This is a genomic window from Sphingobacterium sp. SGR-19 (assembly GCF_011043555.1).
Taxonomy (GTDB): domain Bacteria; phylum Bacteroidota; class Bacteroidia; order Sphingobacteriales; family Sphingobacteriaceae; genus Sphingobacterium.
This window is the reverse complement of sequence record NZ_JAAKGS010000006.1, coordinates 196,140-215,313: the sequence shown is the minus strand read 5'-3', so window position 1 is coordinate 215,313 and position 19,174 is coordinate 196,140. Positions and strand designations below refer to the sequence as shown.

Annotated in this window: 18 protein-coding genes and 1 tRNA gene; 10 read left to right on the top strand and 9 right to left on the bottom strand. The window is 39.8% G+C overall.

Features of this window, described 5'->3' with window-relative positions:
- Nucleotides 1-2: 2 nt before the first annotated feature.
- The 6 genes from G5B43_RS13085 to G5B43_RS13060 are packed head-to-tail and all read left to right on the top strand — an operon-like array spanning nt 3 to nt 8,043.
- On the top strand, nt 3-3,605 hold the full coding sequence (locus tag G5B43_RS13085) for a response regulator (RefSeq protein ID WP_165295240.1): 3,603 nt from the start codon (nt 3-5) through the stop codon (nt 3,603-3,605).
- Nucleotides 3,606-3,625: 20 nt separating this feature from the next.
- Nucleotides 3,626-3,997: a response regulator gene (locus tag G5B43_RS13080; protein WP_165295239.1), complete on the top strand. Its 372-nt coding sequence runs from the start codon at nt 3,626-3,628 to the stop codon at nt 3,995-3,997.
- Nucleotides 3,998-4,822 (top strand): CheR family methyltransferase, encoded by an 825-nt coding sequence (locus G5B43_RS13075; RefSeq protein ID WP_165295238.1) that lies wholly within the window; start codon nt 3,998-4,000, stop codon nt 4,820-4,822.
- 5 nt (nt 4,823-4,827) lie between these two features.
- Entirely contained in the window at nt 4,828-5,409 is a 582-nt protein-coding gene (locus G5B43_RS13070) for a chemotaxis protein CheB (RefSeq protein WP_165295237.1), read from the top strand.
- 13 nt (nt 5,410-5,422) lie between these two features.
- Nucleotides 5,423-5,791 (top strand): response regulator, encoded by a 369-nt coding sequence (locus G5B43_RS13065; RefSeq protein WP_165295236.1) that lies wholly within the window; start codon nt 5,423-5,425, stop codon nt 5,789-5,791.
- A 23-nt stretch (nt 5,792-5,814) separates the two neighbouring features.
- Entirely contained in the window at nt 5,815-8,043 is a 2,229-nt protein-coding gene (locus tag G5B43_RS13060) for a mechanosensitive ion channel family protein (protein WP_165295235.1), read from the top strand.
- 149 nt (nt 8,044-8,192) lie between these two features.
- Here the strand turns inward: G5B43_RS13060 and G5B43_RS13055 are convergent, their stop codons facing one another.
- Both G5B43_RS13055 and G5B43_RS13050 read right to left on the bottom strand, forming a co-directional pair.
- Nucleotides 8,193-8,606, bottom strand: a complete 414-nt coding sequence (locus G5B43_RS13055; protein WP_165295234.1) for a hypothetical protein — start codon at nt 8,604-8,606, stop codon at nt 8,193-8,195.
- A 171-nt stretch (nt 8,607-8,777) separates the two neighbouring features.
- On the bottom strand, nt 8,778-9,620 hold the full coding sequence (locus G5B43_RS13050) for a universal stress protein (RefSeq protein WP_165295233.1): 843 nt from the start codon (nt 9,618-9,620) through the stop codon (nt 8,778-8,780).
- Nucleotides 9,621-9,923: 303 nt separating this feature from the next.
- Between G5B43_RS13050 and G5B43_RS13045 the strand changes: the two genes are divergently transcribed.
- The 3 genes from G5B43_RS13045 to G5B43_RS13035 all read left to right on the top strand — a co-directional run bounded on the left by G5B43_RS13045 (nt 9,924) and on the right by G5B43_RS13035 (nt 11,044).
- Nucleotides 9,924-10,166, top strand: coding sequence for a hypothetical protein (locus tag G5B43_RS13045; protein WP_165295232.1), 243 nt, complete (start codon nt 9,924-9,926; stop codon nt 10,164-10,166).
- Between the two features lie 69 nt (nt 10,167-10,235).
- The gene (locus G5B43_RS13040) at nt 10,236-10,793 is read left to right on the top strand and encodes a DUF4142 domain-containing protein (RefSeq protein WP_165295231.1); all 558 of its coding nucleotides are present in this window, start codon (nt 10,236-10,238) and stop codon (nt 10,791-10,793) included.
- Between the two features lie 11 nt (nt 10,794-10,804).
- The gene (locus G5B43_RS13035) at nt 10,805-11,044 is read left to right on the top strand and encodes a hypothetical protein (protein WP_165295230.1); all 240 of its coding nucleotides are present in this window, start codon (nt 10,805-10,807) and stop codon (nt 11,042-11,044) included.
- A gap of 76 nt (nt 11,045-11,120) precedes the next feature.
- Here G5B43_RS13035 and G5B43_RS13030 read toward each other — a convergent pair whose 3' ends face one another.
- The 7 genes from G5B43_RS13030 to G5B43_RS13000 all read right to left on the bottom strand — a co-directional run bounded on the left by G5B43_RS13030 (nt 11,121) and on the right by G5B43_RS13000 (nt 17,842).
- Complete coding sequence (locus G5B43_RS13030; RefSeq protein ID WP_165295229.1) at nt 11,121-11,966, bottom strand: universal stress protein; 846 nt, start codon at nt 11,964-11,966, stop codon at nt 11,121-11,123.
- 129 nt (nt 11,967-12,095) lie between these two features.
- Entirely contained in the window at nt 12,096-13,388 is a 1,293-nt protein-coding gene (locus G5B43_RS13025) for a DUF389 domain-containing protein (protein ID WP_165295228.1), read from the bottom strand.
- A 160-nt stretch (nt 13,389-13,548) separates the two neighbouring features.
- Nucleotides 13,549-13,620 (bottom strand) — tRNA-Glu (locus G5B43_RS13020).
- A 146-nt stretch (nt 13,621-13,766) separates the two neighbouring features.
- Nucleotides 13,767-14,492, bottom strand: a complete 726-nt coding sequence (locus G5B43_RS13015) for a hypothetical protein (RefSeq protein ID WP_165295227.1) — start codon at nt 14,490-14,492, stop codon at nt 13,767-13,769.
- A 35-nt stretch (nt 14,493-14,527) separates the two neighbouring features.
- The gene (gene ribH / locus G5B43_RS13010) at nt 14,528-15,016 is read right to left on the bottom strand and encodes a 6,7-dimethyl-8-ribityllumazine synthase (protein ID WP_165295226.1); all 489 of its coding nucleotides are present in this window, start codon (nt 15,014-15,016) and stop codon (nt 14,528-14,530) included.
- A gap of 70 nt (nt 15,017-15,086) precedes the next feature.
- A complete protein-coding gene (locus G5B43_RS13005) occupies nt 15,087-15,758 on the bottom strand; it encodes a tetratricopeptide repeat protein (protein ID WP_165295225.1) in 672 nt (223 codons plus the stop codon).
- Nucleotides 15,759-15,916: 158 nt separating this feature from the next.
- Entirely contained in the window at nt 15,917-17,842 is a 1,926-nt protein-coding gene (locus tag G5B43_RS13000; RefSeq protein WP_165295224.1) for a polysaccharide biosynthesis protein, read from the bottom strand.
- 118 nt (nt 17,843-17,960) lie between these two features.
- Here G5B43_RS13000 and G5B43_RS12995 point away from each other — a divergent pair, with 118 nt between their 5' ends.
- Nucleotides 17,961-19,172: an alanine dehydrogenase gene (locus tag G5B43_RS12995; RefSeq protein ID WP_165295223.1), complete on the top strand. Its 1,212-nt coding sequence runs from the start codon at nt 17,961-17,963 to the stop codon at nt 19,170-19,172.
- Nucleotides 19,173-19,174: the final 2 nt, after the last annotated feature.

Below are 19,174 nucleotides of genomic sequence, written 5' to 3'. Positions count from 1 at the left end.
ATATGCCCAAGAAACTCATCCGGAAATTACAAGTTGGATTTGGATTTTCGTTGTTTGTGTTGTTGCTGAGTTCATCTGCTTCCTACATCAGTATAAAAACGCAGATGAACAACCGCAGCAAGGTTATCAAAACACAGCGGACGATCGACTCGGTTAATCAGATTTTGATTAATTTACAGAATGTGGAAACGGGGCAACGCGGATATCTTTTAACAGGAGAAGTAAAGTTTTTAGAGCCTTATTATGAAAGCCGGAATTCTTTGCCATCATCGTTATCTGCAACCCGTCAATTGGCTAAAGATATACCAGAACAAGCACGACGTATAGACAGTATAGAAACCTTGGTAACGACGAGGCTGGATCTCTTAGATGAACTTGTTGAGTTAAAAAAAGGGGGCGGGTCTATTACAGTTGAGCAATTGGAACGCGGTAGATTGTATATGGATAGCTGCAGAAATATTATTAGCCGCTTTGTGTTGGAAGAAGCTGGTAAGCTCGATTCCCAGAGCGCTAGAATGCAAAGAAATTCAGGATTGACTTCTTTTTTTATCATTTTTGCAGCTTTCGCTTCCCTCATCATTACGATATTGTTTTATCTGCAAATTAGAAATGAATTTCGGAGAAGAGAAAAAATGCAAGAATTGCTTCGTGAGAAAGATGCAGATACGACACACCGTTTGGATATTATCCACCATATGGCACAACAAATTTCAGGTGGGGATTATTCCGTTAGGCTAGATGACGCTCAAAAGGATACGCTAGGTTATATTGCGTCTTCTCTCAATGGTATGGCGGCTGCACTAGAAGAATCGTTTGGAAAGCTCAATGATAATGAATGGAGACAAAGTGGGTTAGCTAGGATAAACGACATTTTGACGGGTAATAAGACGGAAGAAACAGTTGCCAACGATGCATTGGAGCTGTTGGTATCTTATACGGAATGCTTAAATGGGGCTGTTTATATATGGGATAAGGGATTGTTGTCGCTATCAGGTTCTTATGGTTTAGAAGACCATATGAAAAAAGAGTACCATCCCGGCGAAGGAACTGTGGGGCAGGTATTCAAAGATAAACGAATGAAAGTCCTGGAAAATGTGGATGAAAAAGACTACGTTGTTAGTTTTTCGTCAGGCAAAATAAAAGTAAATCATCTACTTTGGCTGCCTTTGATAGTGAAGGGGCAGTGTTTTGGAGTAATCGAGCTGGGGAGCGCACTACCCTTTGAAAAACTTGATACGGAGTTTTATCAAGAAGCTTGTCGCAATATTACATTAGAAATATTGGCGGCTAAAGGAAGAAAGCAGGTTCAGACGTTATTGGAAGAAACGCAGGCGCAGGCAGAGGAACTGCAAACGCAACACGCGGAGTTAGAAAACCTTAATACGGAGTTGGAGGCCCAGACGCAGAAATTACAAGCTTCTGAGGAAGAGTTGCGTGTCCAGCAGGAAGAGCTGATGCAATCCAATCAAGAACTGGAAGAACGTTCGAAGTTATTGGAGGAAAAGAACCAGCTTATTGCCGAACGAAATTTAGAGATCCAAAAGAAAGCGGAAGAGCTTGCCCTGAGCACAAAATATAAATCCGAGTTTCTTGCGAATATGTCGCACGAACTTCGAACGCCACTAAATTCTATTTTGTTGTTATCTCGATTAATGGTCGAAAATGCCGATGACAACCTAACAGAAGACCAAATAGAATCGGCTAAAGTTATACAGAGCTCTGGTTCCAGTCTATTGAGTCTTATCGACGAAATCCTGGATCTATCAAAAATAGAAGCCGGAAAGATGGAAGTCGAATACGAGCATGTGGCATTGACGGATTTAAGGAACGACCTTTTGAATTTGTTTTTGCCGATCGTGGATGAGAAAGGACTTGAATTAATGGTTGAGCTAGACGAAGAGCTACCGAGCTATGTGGAAACAGATCGACTACGGATTGAGCAGGTACTCCGTAATCTACTCTCCAACGCTATTAAATTCACACCAAAAGGTTACGTGGCGTTATCGATATCTTTACAACAGGACAATCCAGATTATATACAGTTTGTCGTGAAAGATACAGGAATCGGAATCAGTTCCGAAAATCAAAAGATTATATTTGAAGCTTTCCAACAAGCAGACGGTTCCACACGACGCAAGTTTGGAGGAACAGGATTGGGGCTTTCGATCAGCAGGGAAATCGCGCGACTACTAGGGGGCGAAATTACAGTAAGCAGTGCGCTAGGCGAGGGCAGCGCGTTCTGTCTGACGATTCCTGTTCGAAAAGTAAAAGTGTCTGAACCATTGGTAGCTACAGCTGACGCCCTTGTAGAGAACATTATTCACGAGGTGGGAGAGATGACCGCATTAGTTTCTGATAAAGTGTCCTCGTTAGCGATCTCGAATATTCCCGAAGAGGTTGATGACGATCGACATGATATCAAATCAGGGGATAAAGTGATCCTTATTGTTGAAGATGATACTGCTTTTGCTAAGGCGCTGCTTAAATATGCACATCAAAATGGATATAAAGGCATCATCATTGTGCGGGGAGATTGGGCAACAGAGGCAGCAGAGAAATATCATCCGCTGGCGATCTTATTAGATATACAGTTACCGGTGAAAGATGGGTGGCAGGTGATGGATGAAGTCAAGAGTAATCCAAAAACCAGACACATTCCTGTACACATTATGTCGTCGTTGGAAGTGAAGCGGGAAAGCTTATCTAAAGGAGCCATCGACTTTATAAATAAACCTATTGCTATAGAGCAGATCGGACAAATGTTCCAGAAAATAGAAGATGCGCTTACCCAGAATCCTAAAAAGGTATTGATTGTCGAAGAAAATCCAAAACACGCGACAGCATTATCCTATTTCCTCAGCAATTTTAACATTGTATCGGAAATTAAAGACAACGTGGAAGACAGTATTCGGGCGCTAATGTCTGATAATGTTAACTGTGTCATTTTGGATATGGGGGTGCCCGACGATACGGGATATGAAACTTTAGAAGCGATTAAGCGAAAAGAAGGACTGGAAAACTTGCCAATCATTATTTTCACCGGGAAAAATTTATCACAGGCAGAAGAGTTGAAAATAAAACAGTATGCCCATTCGATTGTTATAAAAACAGCGCATTCTTTCCAACGTATTTTGGATGAAGTGGGATTATTTCTCCATTTGGTAGAAGAGAGTAATTTGGAGCCGGAGAAAAGAAAGACCAGCAAGCTGGGGTCTCTTAATGACGTGTTAAATGGCAAAACGGTATTGATTGCGGATGACGATGTACGAAATATTTTTTCGCTAACGAAGACGTTGGAGCATTATCAGATGCGCGTAATTTCGGCGATAGATGGAAAAGAAGCGTTGCAACAATTGGAAAGACATCCCCAGATATCGGTTATCCTAATGGACATGATGATGCCTGAAATGGATGGTTACGAAACAATTAGGCAAATTAGGGAGATACGTGATTATTCTAAATTGCCGATCATCGCCGTAACAGCTAAAGCGATGACGGGCGATCGTGAAAAATGTATTAAAGCGGGGGCATCGGATTATATTTCCAAACCGGTCGATAAAGACCAGTTATTATCGCTATTAAGAGTATGGTTGTATGAGAACTGACATTGGAAATAAATATGACGATGAAGACGCAAAAAGTAATCTTGCTCATAGATGATGATAATCGGAACATTTTCGCTTTGCAATTAACGTTAAAAGCCAGAAAATTTAAATTTGTCTCCACTCAAAGTGCCATGGACGGTTTGCAACTTTTGCAGTCCAACCCAGAAATAGGCTTGGTTTTGTTGGATATGATGATGCCCGAAATGGATGGATACGAAGCGATAAAAAAAATTCGGAGTTCGGATATATATGGAAGTGTTCCCATTGTCGCTGTCACGGCGAATGCGATGAGCGGCGATAAAGAGAAATGCTTAGCGGCTGGGGCGGATGATTATATCGCGAAGCCAATTGATGTAGATAGGTTAATGAAGGTTATTGAGAAACTGTTATAGATGACTGAGCTGGATATCGTGAGAAACGATGATATGGAAATGTTATTAAAGGATATTTCTCATTTATATGGTTACGACTTTACGCAATACAGTAAGGCATCGTTAAAGCGTCGCCTCAATAGAATCTGCATGCTTGATAAGTTCGCGAGTTTTGCCGAACTAAGGTATAAGCTTATCCACGATAAGGATTATTTGTCACGTTTTATTGAAGAAATAACGGTTAACGTGACCGAAATGTTCCGAGACCCTCACTTTTATGCCTCATTACGACATCATATTTTACCCATTTTAGGAACATATCCGTTTATTCGTATCTGGGTTGCAGGTTGTTCAACAGGTGAAGAAGCTTATTCGTTGGCAATATTGTTAAAGGAAACAAATCTATTTGATAAAACGTTGATTTATGCTACGGATATTAATCCGAGTGTACTCGAAAAGGCGTCTAAAGGTATCTTTCCGTTGAATCATATGAAACAGTATTCCAGAAACTATATTTTATCTGATGGAAAAAGGGATTTTTCTTCTTATTATGTTTCAATGTATGACGTCGCAAAATTCCATTCTGAGTTGAGTAGTAAAATGATATTTTCTACCCATAATTTAGTTTCGGATTCTTCGTTTAATGAATTTCAGCTTATTTTGTGCAGAAACGTTCTCATTTATTTTGACAAAGACCTTCAAAACAAAGTGTTTAAGCTTTTTGACGATAGCCTTCAGCCTCTTGGCTTTTTAGCGTTGGGAGCCAAAGAAACACTGCGGTTTTCCGAGGTAGAACATCGATATAAACAATGGAATGAGGATAGAATTTGGAAAAAAACATCCTAGCATACATGGGAAATAGGAACAAAACGGAGATTTTATTGATAGGTGGTTCCGCAGGAAGCATCAGCGTTCTTTTGGAAGTGTTCCCTCACCTTAACGATCATCTTTCTTTTCCAATCGTGGTGGTGGTTCATCGTAAGGCACATCCCGAAAGTATATTAGAGGGACTACTAGGATTTCGTAGCCGGCTACCGGTGGAAGAAGCCTATGATAAAATGACGCTGAAAGCAAGTTATATTTATTTGGTGCCTGCAGATTATCATCTGCTATTTGAGGATAAACAGATGGTATCTTTGGACTGTTCGGAGAAAGTCAATTACTCCAGACCTTCTATTGATGTCACTTTCCAGTCTGCTGCTCTAACATTTATGGAGCATACTGTTGCCCTGTTGCTATCAGGTGCTAATACAGATGGCTTGGAAGGTCTCCGTTGTATAGCCCAACAACGGGGTACAGTGCTTGTCCAGGATCCTGATACAGCTGAAATAGCCTATATGCCTCAACATGCTCTACTAAATTTGCAGGCAGATGCGATTTTAAAACCGGAGGAAATGGCTTCCTTTATCAATCAGTTAAGTACGAACTATTAACTTTTATAACACTATGAAGAACAAAACAATACTTGTATTTGATGATGATACCAATATTTTGGACGTTTTTACGATTGTCCTCGAAGCTTCGGGATACCACGTAGAAATTTCTGAAACCTCTCATAATATTTTGGAACGAGTCAAAGAAGTAAATCCAGACATGATTATTATGGATAATTGGATCCCGAATATTGGTGGAGTAAAGGCGACACAAATATTAAAAAGTGAGCCTGCTTTTAAGCATATTCCAGTGATTTATTGTTCAGCAAACAACGATGTAAGTTCTCTTGCAGAACAGGCAGGAGCCGAGGCATATCTCGCGAAGCCGTTTGATTTGGATGAATTGGAAAATAAAGTAGCGACCTTGCTTCGAAACGTTTGAGCTTCCTACGGTGTTCTATGATTATGACGGCAATAGAGAACAATAAAAAGTTGCTACCATGGCTACTACGGCTTTTGGTATTATTGCTGTACAGTACTATTCACCCTGTTGTTCAGTCCCAAGATTCACTTTTTTACTTCCAACAGGTCACGTGGAAAGAGCGACAAGCTCAAGTGCAACACTGGAAACGGGCTCAGGATACGATTTCAACTAGTATAGATAGTATTAAAAAAAGCCTTTTTTTTGGACGAGGTACGCTCGATTCCACGAAGATAGATAGCACTTTGATTTTTCTAGGCACGAGAAAGAAACAGATTTCACAATATATCTATGATATTAAAACAGCTCGAACCACATGGTTGTCGGCACCTACCCAGACACAGATCGAAGAAGACAGTTTGGCGAAAGGAGACAGCTTGAATGTGGAAGAACTGCTTGGAACGGATTCCGTCGAAAAAATAACGAAAGATTTGACAGACACATTGCCGCAGCTAATTCGGGGTTATGAAAGGCTGATTGGCGATGTGGTTTATTTGGAAAGATGGTTTGGACGTCAACAAGCAGAAATAGCGGGAGCTGATGTCGATTCTAGCATCGTTCAGATGCGCCCTGTCCGATACCATATGGTGCGGACGGCGCAAGCCAATTTAGGAAAGGACGGTTCCTCTTCGGGTTTTTTCGATTATCCTGCCTGGAGTAGTCGGCTCTTTTTAATTCTAATAAGCTTACTTTATTTTTATTGGATGTATAAATTGGGGCGCAAAACAGAACAGGGTAACGAGGAATTTCGTTTATATCAGAACGATCCGTTATGGATTCCGTTTTTAAAAGCTGCTATTTTCTTTTTAGTCTTGTTGCCCTTTGCTTCCTTTTCTATACCGGTGCTTATTCTCGAAAGTAGCTATTTTCTTGTTTTTATTTTTCTTTATATTATCTTATATAAAGAGCTTTCGACATTTAAACGTAAGGTACTAGGGCTAATTTTCATTTCCTACACCATACTGATAACTACAAATCTCTTTTTATCCACACTATGGTGGACGAAGGCTTTAGCGATATCGGCTAACGTCTTCAATATTGCTTTAGTTTGGTCTATCGGACGCCGGACAGATGTCGATAACCCGATAGGATATATTCACCGATATGCTCGTTGGCTGATTATATTAGGGCATTTTTTTGCCATTGTGCTAAACGCAATGGGGTATGTTAGCTTTTCACGTATGTGGAGTTTGGCGGCGGGCATTGGATTGTTGCAAGTTATCTCGTTACGTGCGGTACGCGAAATGTTGCTTCACGATATTGAAAAGCAATATGAAAGAGCTAAGCCTGAAGCGATGTTTCGTCGTTTTGATGTGAAGCAGATGTTGTCGAGCTTTGAACGTTTATTCCGTTTTTGCTCCGTCTTGCTGATTGTGTTAGTATTGTTGAACAATTTTCACCTCGTTCGGGAAGCGAGTGCGTTGCTGGATCGTTTACTCATGAAAGAACATAGAGTTGGAGGCATAACATTCGCCTATGGTAATCTTTTGCTGGCGGTCGCGGTTATTTGGTTAGCAAATTGGTTTCAGAAAAGCTTGAAAAACTTACTAGACGATACAACGCCTAGAGACGAATTGCAGGTGCGAAAGATGACATTATTCCCTTTATTCAGATTGCTTATCGTTGTCATCGGCTTTTTGATCGGTATTAGCATACTGGGACTTGGAATGGATAAACTAACAGTCATTATTGGTGCGTTGAGTGTTGGAATAGGATTGGGTTTACAGAATGTCATCAATAATTTCGTGTCGGGTATTATTCTGGTTTTCGAAAAACCTTTCAAGATTGGAGACTATGTGGAATTAGCGGATAAAAAAGGACAGGTGAGGGAGATCGGGATTCGTTCCAGTACATTACTGACTGATGAAGGAGCCCGCGTAATTATACCAAATGGTGATCTGCTTTCGGGAAGATTAGTCAATTGGACGTTTAGAGAGGCGGATATTCGTGTAAATTTAAAATTGACGATAGATATTACTATTCCAGTTGAAGAGATCAAGAAAGAATTGAAAATAAAGCTTGCAAGCTTTGAAGAGATAGACCGATCTATTCCGATTAAAATATATACAAAAGACATTACAGCAGATAACTATCAGCTCGGTATTCAGGTAGGCATTCAACATGTTCGTTATATTGAACGCTTTCGGAGCAGATTTTTAGAATCCTTTAAGCAGGATATGGATGCCCGAGGCGTCAAAGTGTCTTCGAGCTAAAAGGACTCTGACTAGCGTGCTAACCTTATGCTACGAAAGGCATTTGCAAAAGGAGATTCATTTTATCGATAAGATAATCATCAATCCTCTGGTATGCCGATCGTCATAACCTCGAAGATGTTGTCCCGTCATTTTATTTCTCTTTGTTTTTAGATGAACTGTGAATGATTTCTCCCCATCGGGTTCGTTCCTGGCTCGACTGTGGGATCACGATCGATATAGGGCTCAGGTGTTGAAAGCTCATTAATTTCGGGTTCTGCATCAGGATTGATCTCGTCGATATCAGGATTGGGCGCTTCAAGGGGATCGATATCTGGTTGCTCATTAGGTTGGTTTTCATCTATCTCGTCCAACTCCGGTTCCTCTCGTTCAAGCGGGTCTACATCCGGTTGTTCTGGAGGTAGATTTTCAACGCGCTCCCCATCATCTGGGAGATTTTCTTCATCTGGTATATTTTCCTCGCCTCCACGATTTGGAGTGGCCGGATCAGATGTTGGATCTACTAATGCGAAAGCTACTATAGGACCTCGTCCTTTCATAGCAAAAAGGTTTTGTGTTTTCATCTTATTAATTTTTTTAAGTTTTGATGAGAGCTCGATTCCATTATATTTTCTTGTACTAATGTGCTAATTGAACCTCTTCTGTTTAATATAGTTGCAGTGATAAATACCCGAAAAACAGAATAAATACCCTTGGTCTTTTTGTGTAAAGACCCATTTACAGATATCGGATTTCTATTCCTCTTTTTCTTTAAGAAGTAAAAGAGGAATATCCGATTTTTTGATCAGTTGCTTACTTACACTTTTGCGAAATAATCGTTCGAAGAAGTCATGAGATCTTGGGATGGTAATAATTAATCCTGCATCATGATCCTCTGCAAAATCTTCTATTTCTTCGGCAATATCATCACTTGTTGTATAATGATACTCTGGATGGAAGCCATCCAACAAAGAATGCATGTTATGTAGCTCGGTAACCGTTTCGGATGTTGTATGTTTTCCTTCCGACGTAACATTTAATACCAATAATTTTGCCCCTAATCTTTCTAACCACAGGCTAATTTCAGCTATAGGCGTGCTATGTGACACTTTTCTCAGATCGCAGGCGAAAACAATCTTGTGGATAGGTTCGTAATTAGCATCTGCTGGAATGATCAATAGCGGGAGTTTCAAGGATGAAGCGAGATTAGACGTATTGCTGCCGATTAACACTTGTTCTAGATTGCTTCTCCCCGTTGTACCTGCCACCACTAAGTCTGCTTGGTATTCTTCCGCAATCTCTTCGATTCCACGCAGTAGAGGAACGTTATTTGTTACCAAATGGATGCTTATCCTATTATTTCCTCCAAGAATCTGTTCCAGTTCTGCCTTTACCGTTTCCAAATTAGCTAAACTTTGTTCCTTCACCGGGGGAGGGGCTATATCTGTCATTGGAAGATCTGTGACGACAGTTAAATTGTCATAGGCATGATAAAGTATAATGTGGTTCACGCCCGTTGCTTCCGCCATTTTTGTGGCATATCGAGCGGCGTTTGATGCCGTTTTCGAAAAATCGGTTGTAATGATAATTGTTTTCATCGAATTTATTTTTTGTTCCATGTTTTGTTTTTCACCTGAAGTATTTATGAAACAATCTGTTTGAAGGGATTGTTTCTATAATATATCTCTAAAAACGAAATAAATACGAATGTAAGTGTGAGATACGTATTAGAGCGGAGTGAAATACCCTAATTTTACTTTTAGCCAACTATTTTTAAGTATAATCCTTTTACTTATGAAAGACATATCTTGTAATCTTGAAGTTCGCACAATAAAGAATGCTTGGGCAACAATAGAGAATAGAAATGAAGAAAATAGATGGTTTAATTAAAAAAGAACAACATGGAAAATTTAGAGAAAAACGTCAATGCGAAGGAAGGAGAAATGACCAAGGAAATTGAAAACAAAACAGCACAAGTTCCATCAAAGGTATATTTATGTGTTGCCCTCACGGCGATGGCAGCATCAGCTACATTAAAATGCATGGGACATAAGCATGCCGCTTTGTTTGTCGGACAATGGGTAGCTCCTTTTTTACTTTTTGGTATTTACAATAAGATTGTAAAAACGCAAGGACATGATTAGGTCTAGAGGCAAAAGGCCGTTCTGGTTCAAGTAGAACGGTCGTAATTTTAATATTAAAATAATTAAAGTATGAAAGGTTATCTCAAATTTTGTTCAGCCGTGCTGGGTGCGGTTATTCTTTTTTTGCCTGATATATTTGCACAGGAAACTAATAAAGATCAAGATTTTTTAACGAAAGCAGTTAGTTCGAACCAATTCGAAATAGCATTGGGAACACAGGCTGTAAAGCAATCAGAAAATGAAGAGATTAAGCAATATGGTCGGATGTTGATAAATGACCACACAAAGGTGCTGAAGGAATTGCAGCAAGCTGCAGTGACTAAAAAGTTAGTTGTGCCGGACGGTATGGACGAACATCAAGCTTCGATATTGAAATCATTGTCTGTGCTTTCGGGAACAGATTTTGATAATGCGTTCAAAGATGTCGCTATAAAAACACACGAAAATGCTATTGCGTTGTTTGAAAATGCGGCTAGCAATTTAAATGATCAAGAATTTAGAAATTGGGCTGCGGAAAAGGTGCCCTCGCTCAAAAGCCATTTGGAGCAGGCGAAGTCACTTCAAATAAAATTACAATCTGACGCCTCGTCTCCTTCTATAAAAGGAGATTCAGTAAAAACTTTATAAATAAAATAGCTATGGCTACAAAAGTGGAAAACGAAAAGATAGGTCTGGGCGAAAAAAAGAAAAAGAAGGAGGGAGACACTTATCAAGAACTCGGATCTGTCGTTGAGAAGACAGAGCGTACTAAAGATGGCGATGGAGAAGCTGGTGTAGATCCACAGGCAGAGCAATTGAATGATATGCCTAACGATCCTACAGACCGACCTTTGGATCCGGATCCCTATACGCCAAAAAGCAAAAAAGCAGATCATTAAAAATGAAGGCGGATGGGAGACCATATATGAGATGTTCTTTTCTACGTACTTGAAACATTTATTTACATCGTCGTAGCTACTCGGTATCTTCAGAAGTAAGCAGAACAGGCGTATGGGGATTGAGAACAATAGCCCTCGCCAAACTTTTGTGTACCAATTTTTTGAAAAAACTACGAGAGTCGATAAGGGTAATTAAGGTCATATCTGCTTTAAAACGATCTAAAATCCCGTTAATAGCCTCCACGTTTTCCGGGGCCTGTGTAATTTCCGTAGACAGATTCTTCACCGGAGTTTGTTTTTCCAAGGACGCTTTCCACTGTTCCAGGCTTCGCAGGTCATCATCCTTCGGCGCGTTTTTTCCTTCAAGGATATGCACAAGAGTGCAGGAGAGGCTAATATCGCCAAACAGGGCGTTAAAATGCGTGAGGGTCTTAATATCGCCCTGCTGGTAGTCAGTGAAAAAGACGGCATTTTCCAATTTAAAAGAGTTCGTATGTTCTGGAACGATCAATAAAGGACGGGACAGGTCCTTGGCAACATCGTAGGTATTATTGCCCAGCAGATCCTTTCGGGTACCCGACGCCCCATGTGCCCCCATAACGACCAAACTAACGTTTTCTTTCTCTATACAATGGTTAATGCCCTCTATAAGACCACTTTTGGCAATGCTTGAAAATATCTTTATATCTGGATATTCCCCCAGCTTATCCATAAACTCAAACAGTCCCTTTTCAGCCTCGATCTTTGCTCGCTGCTCGTCTGCCTCATTGGCCAAAGGACTTTGGAAAGCAGAGATAAACGGACGATAGGCATGGAAAATGTGGACATGTTTCTGCATCTCACGAGCTAATTCTATGCCATAACGTGCGGCGATCAGGGAGTTGTTCGAGAAGTCTGTGGATACCAAAACGGTCTGATTCATATCTGATTCTTTTATATTTGAGAGCGATGCACGACTATCGTACCACCTATTTTACCAAAAATACAAAGCCTTGATGGCATTGACAAGTGATTCCAGTTTATTCTGGACCCGATCATTTTCCCGGGTTATCTATCTTTGTATAAAATCTATACTGTCTCGAGGAAACTGGTTGTGTACCCATTGCTTCAATTTATTTATCTGTTCTTCAGTTAAAGTCTCTTTTGGGGCGTATATAAAAGCGATATGTTTTGATATACTATCAGTTTGGACGTACCGGCTTTGAACACCGATGCTATAATCTTCTATGTCAGGAAAGAGAATAGATAGGTCGCTTTGGAATTGGTGATTGTCCAATTCATATTTCGCCAGTTTATTATTCAGCGCACGGATAGTGAGATCCTTCTCATTGACGGATATATTTCGTTGATTAATTTCATCTAATATACTTGTTCGTACGTCCAAACTATCTTGACGTATAACCAGTTTGGTATTTTCGATACCAAGGGATTTCATCGCTTGTGACAGTATCTCGATTTCCTGATTACTGAATTTCTTTGCCAGAAAAGCCAACTCTAATATTTTTGGGGAACGATTCTGAACGAGCCGTTCATAAATGACCGTATAGCCTTTTTCGGTCAGTTCCTGCTGAATAAAGAGTTCAACTTTGTTGGTATATTTCCGCTGCTGTAGCATAATATAGGCAAAGTAAAAGCTTGGGATAACTAGAACGAGCGTAATAATTGTTATGGTTTGGGTAATGCGTTTCTCCCGTTGCTTGTCGACGTAATGTGCTTTGGGGTAACGGAGGTACTTAACGATCGCAAAGGTGGCTAAACAGATGAAAACACAATTGATAATATAAAGATATAATGCTCCGGCGAAATAACTAATATTACCCATAGCCAGACCATAACCTGCCGTGCAAAGCGGTGGCATTAAAGCGGTAGCGATAGCTACCCCTGGTATGGGGTTTCCTTTGTCTACTCGTGTAATGGCAATGACACCAACAAGCCCACCAAAAAATGCGATGAGTACATCGTAGATATTCGGAGAGATACGTGCTAAGAGTTCTGACTGTGCTTCTTTGAAAGGACTTAACGTAAAATAAAGAAAAGACACAACAAGACTAATAGCTGTTGCTATAAGTAAGTTTTTGATTGATTGTTTTAAGAGTGGAAAGTCAAACGTTCCCAACGCAAATCCTGCGCCTACTATCGGACCCATTAATGGCGAAATTAACATAGCACCGATGATTACTGCGGTAGAATTTACATTCAATCCAATCGACGCAATTACAATGGCGCAAGCAAGGATCCAAGCATTTGCACCTCGGAAGGAGATATTGTTAACAACACTCTGTAACACTGTTTCTTTCTTGTCTTCCCCGCGATGGAGGTCAAAGAAACGGATAAATTTTATCATAATAGTTCTATCATTAGAAACCCAATGGAACAATCGTCTTAGCCTTCTTACACCACCGTTTTTTAATTTGGGGTTCAACTATTCGGAAATATAAGAAAAAACAACCTTTATGCAAAAAAAGAACAGGACAAACGAAAGTAAATTCATCTGTCCTGTTTAGTAGCCCGTAGGGGAATCGAACCCCTGTTTCAAGAATGAAAATCTTGCGTCCTAACCCCTAGACGAACGGGCCTTTTTTCTGTTTCGGTGTGCAAATATAGAAATGATTATCTATTGTACAAAATAAAAATAAAAAAAGCTTAAAAAAATAGTACTGATGATATGAAGATTATTTTTTGGACAGGACAAGGAATGCCTGTTATCAAGCGAATAGAGTAACTATAATGTAGAAAATCTCGATTCTTCCATTTCCGTAAATGCAGCTACAGTAGAGAATAAAAGGCTTCTTTTGTCGTTTTTAAGATTTCGAAAAGTAGTAGGAAGAAATAGCCCTCCACCGATGTCTTTATAGCCGTTTACAAGATAGATTTGGCCCTCTTTATCGACAAACTGCTTTATCCATCCCGTTTCACTGTTAAACAATACCTCGCCAGACAATCCTCCTTTTAACTGAAAGGGGAGTGACTGCAGTTTTTCTGCATTGAAGATCTTGGAAGATACTTTCCCTGTTTTTGTTTCGGGCTGTTCAATTAAAGCAGGCAGAAAAAGAAAAGTAATATCTTTTTTAAACTGCTCGTTAATTTTTGTAAAGAGCTCGTTTATTTCAGAGTCCATCTGTTTTATCTCATTACCATTGATAAAAAACTTAGATGGTTTGCCGGTCTTAAAGTTGAATAGCGACACGACGTTACTTCCATCATCTGACTTTCCTTCGAAGCGTGCCTGTCCCGATTTCATATTGATAAGGAACTTTCGACCATTTTGAAAATATTTGGTTTCATTCCCGTTGGCCGTAAAGAGAATATAGTTTGTGCTATCCCACTTGTCCTTTCCACCGATTCCTCTTAATAATATTTTACTTGCTTCCTGTTCCTCCTGTCCGCATATAGTTAAATAAGAACAGGAAAGGATACCGATAACAATTGCTGTTAGGAATGTTCTCATAGTTGACTCCTATTTTTAAGATGAAGCGACAATCACTAATATCTTGTACTGATAAGCGCCATTTGGATTGCTGTAACGGCGGCTTCTTCTCCCTTGTTGCCATGTTTCCCTCCTGCTCGATCCAAAGCCTGCTCCAGGTTATCAGTGGTTAATACACCAAAAATAACTGGTTTATTGTGTTTGATAGCCACATTAGCGAGACCATTGCCAACGGCGTCACATATAAAATCGAAATGTCGTGTTTCGCCTTGAATGACGCAGCCCAGACAGATTATGGCATCAAATGATGAGTTGCGAAGTGCCATATCAGCTCCAGAGATTAATTCATAACTGCCGGGAACTTGGATAATGTCGATATCATCTTCCGCAGCACCATGTTTCTGTAAACCATGCAAAGCACCATCTAATAAGGCTCCTGTAACTTGAGCATTCCATTGGGAAACAACGATTGCGAATTTCAAATCCTTCGCGTTGCCAACTTCAATATGTGAGAAGTCTGACAAATTCTTCATGCTACTAGACATGAGGGCAAAGATAAATAAAAAAGGCTGCTTACAAAAAATAAGCAGCCTGTATATCCTAACGAGCTCCTTTTTATTGTTGTTTGGCCTGGACGCGCGCTATTAGACCATCTATCATGTTCGCTTCAGGACTATTTGGGTAGTCGGATTTAATAGATTGATAAGTCTGTTCCGCATTTTTGAAGTCTTCCAAAGCTTCATATACCAAACCCAATTTTTTGAGGAATAAAGGTGTTGTATATGTGTTTTTACTTTTTTGTGCCGCTTTTTTATAGTGATTGGCAGCACTTTTATAATCCTTAGACTCTGAGTAGGCATCCCCAATTAGTCCAGTAACCAAGGGGTCTAAAATATCGCTTCCAGTATCCGAATATTTTTGAAGGTATTTTATAGATTCTTGAAAATTTCCTTGACGAAGGTACAGCCCTCCCAAGTAAGCGTTTGCAATATTAGCAGATTTCGTGTTAGAATATTCTTCAGCAATCTCTTTAAAGCCTAAAAAAGACCCATCACCTTCAATGGCTTTAGCCTGCAGAGAGTCTATCGCAGCATATTCCTCTGCTTTATATAGTTGGTTGGCTGCTTTCTCTGCACGAGGGGCGAGGTATAGCCGCTGATAGCCTAAATATAGCAAAATCAAAAGGACAATGCCACCAACGATGAAGGTGATGCTTTTTTGATTATCTTGAAAAAAAGAACCTGATGATTTTTTAGGCTCAGTTTGATTTACGTTTTTATTTGACATTTGTTATTATCGTATAATAAATATGGAACGCAAAATTACACTTTTAAAATTTTATTACAAGTTTTCTGTAGTATTTTACTGTCTTTTATCGACAATAGTATGCATCAATACTAACCTTTATATCTAAAGGATGGCTTTCAGTAAGGTGTTTTTGTCTTCTATCCACTGGTAGCGGACGTAACTCCTCCATCCAATTGCTCATATATGGAGTTCTGGCTTTTAAATTCAGGTACGATAGTTTTCATCTGGCGAACAACCTCTATATTATTGTTTGTTTTAACCTTTTCAAAAAGACGGTTGATTTGTTCGTTGACTAGAGAAAAATTATTTTCTCTAACCTTTGCAATCATAATTTTTTGGTGATGGGTAGGTAGCGTGTTTTCAAGATCGTTGAGCAATTCCTCGAACAATTTTTCTCCCGGACGTAGACCAGTAAACTTAATGTCAATATCCTGATAAGGAATGAAGCCCGAAAGCTTGATCATTTTTTCTGCTAGATCAACAATTTTGACTGATTTTCCCATGTCAAATACGAATATCTCTCCTCCATTACCCATACATCCCGCTTCGATAACCAGCTGACAAGCTTCGGGAATAGTCATAAAATAACGTGTGATCTCAGGGTGAGTAACCGTAAGGGGGCCACCTTTTTCTATTTGCTCTCGGAAGCGGGGGATAACAGAACCGTTTGATCCTAAGACATTTCCGAAACGTGTTGTTATGAATCGGGTTGTTGTATCTGGGTGGTTTTCTGCTAAATTGTTGTTCATGGATTGCACGTACATTTCGGCAATACGTTTGGTTGCTCCCATGACATTAGTAGGATTGACAGCTTTATCTGTGGAAACGAAAACAAACTTCAATACGTCAAATTCAACTGCCAGGTTCGCTAAAGTACACGTGCCCAGCACATTCGTTCGCACTCCTTCGATGGGATGGTTTTCCATCATAGGTACGTGCTTGTAAGCTGCTGCGTGATAAACATATTGAGGCTTAAATGTCTCAAACAATGTTCGCATCCGTTCTTCGTTTTTTACATCTGCGATGAAAGCTTGATAAGCCTGTCCTTTAAATCGATCCTGCAAGTCTAGGTGTAAATTATGTAGGGGAGACTCTGCTTGATCACATAAGATGATAAGTTGCGGTTCGAAATGCCCTAGTTGTTTCGCAATTTCGCTGCCGATAGAGCCTGCTGCACCTGTCACCAGAATACGTTTTCCCCTCAATTGTTCTAGAAGGGAATCGTTTTTCAGTTTTATTGGAGCGCGTTCTAATAAATCTTCGATTTTTACTTTTGTAATCTGCGTTGGCGATACCGTACCGTTGATAATTTCACTCACAGGAGGGAGGGTAAGTACGTTTATCTTTTGCTCCAGACATATATCAATGACTTGGTTCTTTTTTTCTGTACTGATTCTATGGGAAGCAAAAATCAATTCATCGATAGCCAATCTATTGATCAGACCGCCAAGATCCGTTGAGCTGAAAATTTTAATACCATCAATATATTTGCCGATTTTTGTCTCATCGTCATCGAGATAAGCAACGATATATTTATTGGATTTGAGATCATGGTCAAACGTACGCTTGACCGCTATACCTAAATCACCAGCACCATACACAACAACATTTTTTTTATCGGAAGCTTTAGTTTTATTGTATTGAAAAAATATTTTAATAAGTGTCCTATATGTGGTTAGACCCGTAAAAGCAAACAAACTATATACAATGATGACGTTTGTAGCGATGAGGGTCGGAACGTTGCTCGCAATCATAATCAATTTAACGGCGAAGAGAATAATAACGTTAAAAAGTAATGTAGATAAAATTCGGATGGAGTCAACGGCGCTGGTATAACGTACAATGCCGGAATAGAGTTTGAAAATCAGGAAAGAAAAAGAGGTGATTCCCAAACAATAGATCAATTCGATGGCAAAGCGTGGTTGCGCATACGCTTGTATATTGAACGAATGAAACAAGCCGTAAGCGAATACAAAAGCAATAGCGGCAATGGTTAAGTCAAAAATAAAAATGGTCCATCTAGGAACAATACCAATCTGATTAAAAACAGGAAACTTTTGCATTAACAATTTTTTACATAGGATGTAAAAATATGAAAAAAAGTGGATTTATGAATCTTATTCCCAAAATATCAAGAATAATCTTTAAATTCACTAGTTTAAAAATAGATATGATTGTAGCATGAACGATATGTCAAAAATTGCCCATAAGGCGATATTTCAACCGAAAGAAGCAATGGCAAGTGTGGGCAAAAGTCGGCACGCATTAAAAATAGGTGTGCCGAAAGAAATATCATTTCAGGAAAAGCGGATCCCCCTAACACCGTTGTCCGTTGCATTGCTCATTGAATACGGTCATGAGGTAATCGTGGAGTCAGGAGCTGGCGAAGCCTCAAACTTTTTAGATACACATTATAGCGAACAGGGTGCGAGGATTAGCCACGATAAACAGGAGGTGTTTCAATGTGATATTGTCATCAAAATAGCAAGTCCGACCTTGGAAGAGGTGAGCATGATGAAAAATAAACAGGTTTTGCTATCTTCCCATCAGCCTTCGTTAATGAATTTGCCCGTATTACAGGCGTTAATGCGAAAACAAATCACGGCTGTTTCTTATGAATATTTACAAGATGAAGGAGGACATTTAACGGTTGTGCGTGCCATGAGTGAAATCGTAGGTGCAACTTCCGTACTTATCGCAGCAGAATATCTTAGCAATATTTTTGATGGAAAGGGGTTGATGTTAGGAGGTATTACAGGGGTTCCGCCTACGGAAATGGTCATCATTGGAGCGGGTACGGTAGGCGAATACGCGGCCCGTGCCGCAATTGCGCTCGGCGCTCAGGTTAAAGTCTTTGATAGCTCTGTATACCGATTACGCAGACTACAGAATAATGTGGGCAGCCGTATTTTTACTTCCGTGATACAACCCATTGTATTAAATAAGGCGGTTCGGTCTTGTGATGTCGTCATCGGCGCCGTGAGAGCAACGAATGGTCGTTCTCCTTGTATCATCTCGGAAGATACTGTTTCTAAGATGAAACCGAATTCTGTGCTTATCGATGTGAGTATCGATCAGGGCGGATGTTTTGAAACATCTGAGGTGACTACGCATGACAAACCGGTATTCAGAAAATATGATGTAATACACTATTGTGTTCCCAATATTGCATCGCGTGTGGCACGTACTGCGACCTACGCCCTTACGAATATTATGACACCCCTGCTTCTACAAATCGGAGAATGTGGAGGCATGAACAATATGATATGGTCTGATAAATGCATTCGTAGTGCAATTTATCTTTATCAAGGAATGTTAACGAATAAAGACATGGCGGAAAAGTTTAACTTGCCATCAAAAGACCTGGATTTAATTATCGTAGCTAATCAATAAAA

Coding starts and splice junctions, on each gene's coding strand:
- G5B43_RS13085 (WP_165295240.1), top strand. CDS start 3: ATGCCCAAGAAACTCATCCGGAAATTACAAGTTGGATTTGGATTTTCG.
- G5B43_RS13080 (WP_165295239.1), top strand. CDS start 3,626: ATGAAGACGCAAAAAGTAATCTTGCTCATAGATGATGATAATCGGAAC.
- G5B43_RS13075 (WP_165295238.1), top strand. CDS start 3,998: ATGACTGAGCTGGATATCGTGAGAAACGATGATATGGAAATGTTATTA.
- G5B43_RS13070 (WP_165295237.1), top strand. CDS start 4,828: ATGGGAAATAGGAACAAAACGGAGATTTTATTGATAGGTGGTTCCGCA.
- G5B43_RS13065 (WP_165295236.1), top strand. CDS start 5,423: ATGAAGAACAAAACAATACTTGTATTTGATGATGATACCAATATTTTG.
- G5B43_RS13060 (WP_165295235.1), top strand. CDS start 5,815: ATGACGGCAATAGAGAACAATAAAAAGTTGCTACCATGGCTACTACGG.
- G5B43_RS13055 (WP_165295234.1), bottom strand. CDS start 8,606: ATGAAAACACAAAACCTTTTTGCTATGAAAGGACGAGGTCCTATAGTA.
- G5B43_RS13050 (WP_165295233.1), bottom strand. CDS start 9,620: ATGAAAACAATTATCATTACAACCGATTTTTCGAAAACGGCATCAAAC.
- G5B43_RS13045 (WP_165295232.1), top strand. CDS start 9,924: ATGGAAAATTTAGAGAAAAACGTCAATGCGAAGGAAGGAGAAATGACC.
- G5B43_RS13040 (WP_165295231.1), top strand. CDS start 10,236: ATGAAAGGTTATCTCAAATTTTGTTCAGCCGTGCTGGGTGCGGTTATT.
- G5B43_RS13035 (WP_165295230.1), top strand. CDS start 10,805: ATGGCTACAAAAGTGGAAAACGAAAAGATAGGTCTGGGCGAAAAAAAG.
- G5B43_RS13030 (WP_165295229.1), bottom strand. CDS start 11,966: ATGAATCAGACCGTTTTGGTATCCACAGACTTCTCGAACAACTCCCTG.
- G5B43_RS13025 (WP_165295228.1), bottom strand. CDS start 13,388: ATGATAAAATTTATCCGTTTCTTTGACCTCCATCGCGGGGAAGACAAG.
- G5B43_RS13015 (WP_165295227.1), bottom strand. CDS start 14,492: ATGAGAACATTCCTAACAGCAATTGTTATCGGTATCCTTTCCTGTTCT.
- ribH (WP_165295226.1), bottom strand. CDS start 15,016: ATGTCTAGTAGCATGAAGAATTTGTCAGACTTCTCACATATTGAAGTT.
- G5B43_RS13005 (WP_165295225.1), bottom strand. CDS start 15,758: ATGTCAAATAAAAACGTAAATCAAACTGAGCCTAAAAAATCATCAGGT.
- G5B43_RS13000 (WP_165295224.1), bottom strand. CDS start 17,842: ATGCAAAAGTTTCCTGTTTTTAATCAGATTGGTATTGTTCCTAGATGG.
- G5B43_RS12995 (WP_165295223.1), top strand. CDS start 17,961: ATGAACGATATGTCAAAAATTGCCCATAAGGCGATATTTCAACCGAAA.